The organism is Rhodococcus sp. BS-15, from assembly GCF_000813105.1.
Taxonomy (GTDB): Bacteria; Actinomycetota; Actinomycetes; order Mycobacteriales; family Mycobacteriaceae; genus Rhodococcoides.
Map to the genome: position 1 here is coordinate 1 of NZ_BAOX01000396.1, position 3,575 is coordinate 3,575.

Genomic DNA, 3,575 nt, shown 5'->3' on the forward strand with positions numbered 1-3,575 from the left:
TGTGCTGCGGCCCTTCGCATTCCTCGGATCAGCGAATCACAGATTCAATCCGCGGCCGATGATCTCCTTCATGATCTCGGTGGTGCCGCCGTAGATAGTCTGCACACGGGAGTCCATGTACGCCTTGGCGATCGGGTATTCCTTCATGTAGCCGTAGCCACCGTGCAGCTGCAGACACCTGTCGATCAGTTTGACCTGATTCTCGGTGGTCCACCACTTCGCCATCGCGGCTTCCTGGACGGTCAACTTGTCTGCGTTGAGCAGTTCGATGAACTTGTCCACCATGATGCGGGTGGCGGTGGTTTCGGTGGCCAACTCCGCCAACACGAAGCGCGTGTTCTGGAACTTGCCGATCGACTTTCCGAACGCCTTGCGGTCACGGCAGTACTGAATGGTCATGTCCAGCGCCGATTCCATCGCCGCGGCAGCGACGACGGCGATGGAGAGCCGCTCCTGGGGCAAGTTCTGCATCAGGTAGATGAAGCCCATGCCCTCGTCGCCGAGCAGGTTGGCGGCGGGCACGCGAACGTCGGTGAAGCTGAGTTCGGCGGTGTCCTGGGCCTTCATGCCGATCTTGTCCAGGTTACGGCCTCGCTCGAATCCGGGCATGTCGCGTTCGACGACCAGCAGGCTGAAGCCCTGTGCGCCCTTCTCGGGGTCGGTGCAGGCCACGACGATCACCAGATCGGCATTGATTCCGTTGGTGATGAACGTCTTCGAGCCGTTGAGCACCCAGTCGTCACCGTCACGTACGGCCTTGGTCTTGATGCCCTGCAGGTCGCTTCCGGTGCCCGGCTCGGTCATCGCGATCGCCGTGATCAGTTCGCCGGAGCAGAATCCGGGGAGCCAGCGCTGCTTCTGCTCGTCGTTCGCAAGATCGATCAGGTACGGCGCGACGACATCGTTGTGCAGGGTGAACCCGATACCGCTGTACCCGCCGCGGGTGGTTTCCTCGGTGACGATGGCGTTGTAGCGAAAGTCCTTGACTCCGCCGCCGCCGAACTCCTCGGGCGCTGCCGTTCCGAGGAAGCCCTGCTTACCGGCCTCGACCCAGACGCCGCGATCGACGATGTTCTGCTCTTCCCACTTCGCGTGGTTCGGCGCTACATGCTGATCGAGAAATTTCCGGTACGACTCCCGGAACAGCTCGTGCTCGGGCTCGAAAAGTGTGCGTTCCACGAATGTCTCCTTGTTCGGTGCATACCGGCAGCGACCACGCGAAATCTCTACGGATCTCGGTCGCCGGTACGACTGACGTCACAGGGAAACACTACGTCCGCGGTGTCGGGTCGGTCGATGACCAAAACGCGCGCGATCCGTGACCGACCTCGCTAACGACCTCGTGTGCCTGCACTCCTCGCGAGCGCCGAGACGATCGGGTAGCCGAGAAGGATGCCCACCGAACCCCAGGCGATACCGCCGAGCTCGACCGATCCGACGGACAGTGTCAGATCACCGATTCCGGCGACGAGCGCCGCAGCGACGACCGTGAGATTGACCGGATCGGTGAAGTCGACCTTCGCGTCGGTCCAGATGCGTACGCCGAGCAGCCCGATGAGTCCGTACAGCACCAGGGTTGCGCCGCCGATGACCCCGTCGGGCGCGGTGAAGATCAGTGCACCGAACTTGGGCGAGAACGCGAGCACCATCGCGGTGATCGACGCGACCCAGTACGCGGCGGTCGAGTAGACGCGAGTGGCGGCCATGACGCCGATGTTCTCTGCGTAGGTAGTGGTTCCCGAACCGCCGCCGGCTCCCGCGAGTGTCGTCGCCAGCCCGTCGGCGATCAATGCGTCACCGGCCACGTCGTCGAGGTTCTTGCCGGTCATCGCGGCGACGGCTTTGACGTGCCCCACGTTCTCGGCGACGAGGACGATCACCACGGGCAGCGCCACGAGGATCACCGACAGCTCGAAGGACGGACCACGAAACTCGGGCAGACCGATCCAGCTCGCCGCGCTCAGTGCGTCGAGACGCGCTTGCGCGATTCCCCCCCGTGACGGCGGCGAACACCCAACCCACGACGACACCGAGCAGAATTCCGAGTCGCCCGATCAAACCGGGTCCGAGAGCCGTCGCCAACAGAATCGCGATCAGGGTGACGGCTGCGATCAGCGGCTGTGCCTCGAACGACGTGGTGGCGGCCGGTGCCAGGTTCAGCCCGATCAGCACGACGACGGCACCGGTCACGACGGGCGGCATGGCCGCGTCGAGTACCCGTTGGCCCGCGAACTTCACCACGAGGCCGACGGCTGCCAATACGACGCCGACACACAGAACCGCTCCGAGTTGGGCGGCGGGTCCGTTCGCTTGGGTGGCACCGAGCGGGGCCAGGAAAGCGAAGGACGAACCCAGATAGCTGGGAACACGCCCTCGGGTGATGACGAGAAACAGCGCCGTTCCTATGCCCGAGAACAGCAGCGTCGTCGAGACCGGAAATCCGGTGATCGTCGGAACCAGCAGTGTCGCACCGAACATCGCGACGACGTGCTGCATTCCGATACCGATGGTGCGTGGCCACGTCAATCGTTCGTCGGGCGAGACCACCGCCCCGGCTTCGACGGTCTTTCCGTTTCCGTGCAGCGTCCAACCCAGAGTTCTCATGATGGAAGGCAACACTATTGGATCAGCCGAGGATCGCGCTCACTGCCTCGCGGGCAGCGGCGGTGCTGTCCGTCTTCAGGGCTGCGGCGGCCGCTTCCTTGCACTGATCGAGCGTGACCGTCGCCAGCTTCGACCCCACGTGCGCGACGGCAGCCGATGCCGCTGACAGCGAGGTGATGCCGAGTCCGACCAACACGCAGGCCAGAAGCGGATCGGCAGCGGCCTCACCGCAGACACCAACAGGCTTGCCCGCCTTGGCTCCCGCGGCCGCGGTGTGCGCCACGAGTGCCAATACGGCCGGCTGCCACGGATCGGTCAGGCCGGCGAGCTGAGCGGACATACGGTCGGCGGCCATCGTGTACTGAGCCAGGTCGTTGGTGCCGATCGACAGGAAGTCGACGTGCTCGAGGATGTGTTCGGCGAGCAGAGCGGCGGCGGGGATCTCGATCATGACGCCGGGGGTGAGTCCGCGCTCGCGCACGTCGGCGGCGAAGTCCTTCGCCTCCAGCGCGGTCGCGATCATCGGAGCCATCACCCACGGGGAGGAGTCGGTCGCCTTGGCGGCCGCTGCGATGCTGTCGAGCTGGCGGTACAGAATCCCTCGGTCGGCCTCGGCGATGCGGATGCCGCGGATGCCCAGTGCCGGGTTGGCTTCGTCGGGATGCGTGGCGAACCGAAGTGGCTTGTCCGAGCCTGCGTCGAGAGTTCGCACGACGACCTTCTTGCCCGCGAACGCGTCGAGTACCTGGGCGTAGATCTCGGCCTGCTCGTCGACGGTGGGTTCGGAGTCGCGGTCGAGGAAGCACAGTTCGGTACGAAACAGTCCGACGCCGTCCGCTGCGCTGGACCGTGCTGCGCGAGCACCGGCACCGTCCTGGACGTTGGCCAGAATGTCGACCGCATGGCCGTCGGCGGTGGTACCGGGGCCGACCCACTGGGACACTCGGTCCAGCTCGTCGCGGGCAGAGACG

2 protein-coding genes and 1 pseudogene are annotated in these 3,575 nt (G+C 65.0%); all 3 read right to left on the bottom strand.

The window, feature by feature from the left end; genetic code table 11:
• Nucleotides 1-36 precede the first annotated feature (36 nt).
• Nucleotides 37-1,179: an acyl-CoA dehydrogenase family protein gene (locus RHBS_RS25665; RefSeq protein WP_121870049.1), complete on the bottom strand. Its 1,143-nt coding sequence runs from the start codon at nt 1,177-1,179 to the stop codon at nt 37-39.
• A 152-nt stretch (nt 1,180-1,331) separates the two neighbouring features.
• Nucleotides 1,332-2,604 (bottom strand): annotated as a pseudogene (locus RHBS_RS25670) (uracil-xanthine permease family protein).
• Between the two features lie 22 nt (nt 2,605-2,626).
• On the bottom strand, nt 2,627-3,575 hold a 949-nt coding region (locus RHBS_RS25675; RefSeq protein ID WP_145977609.1), incomplete at its 5' end, for a putative PEP-binding protein.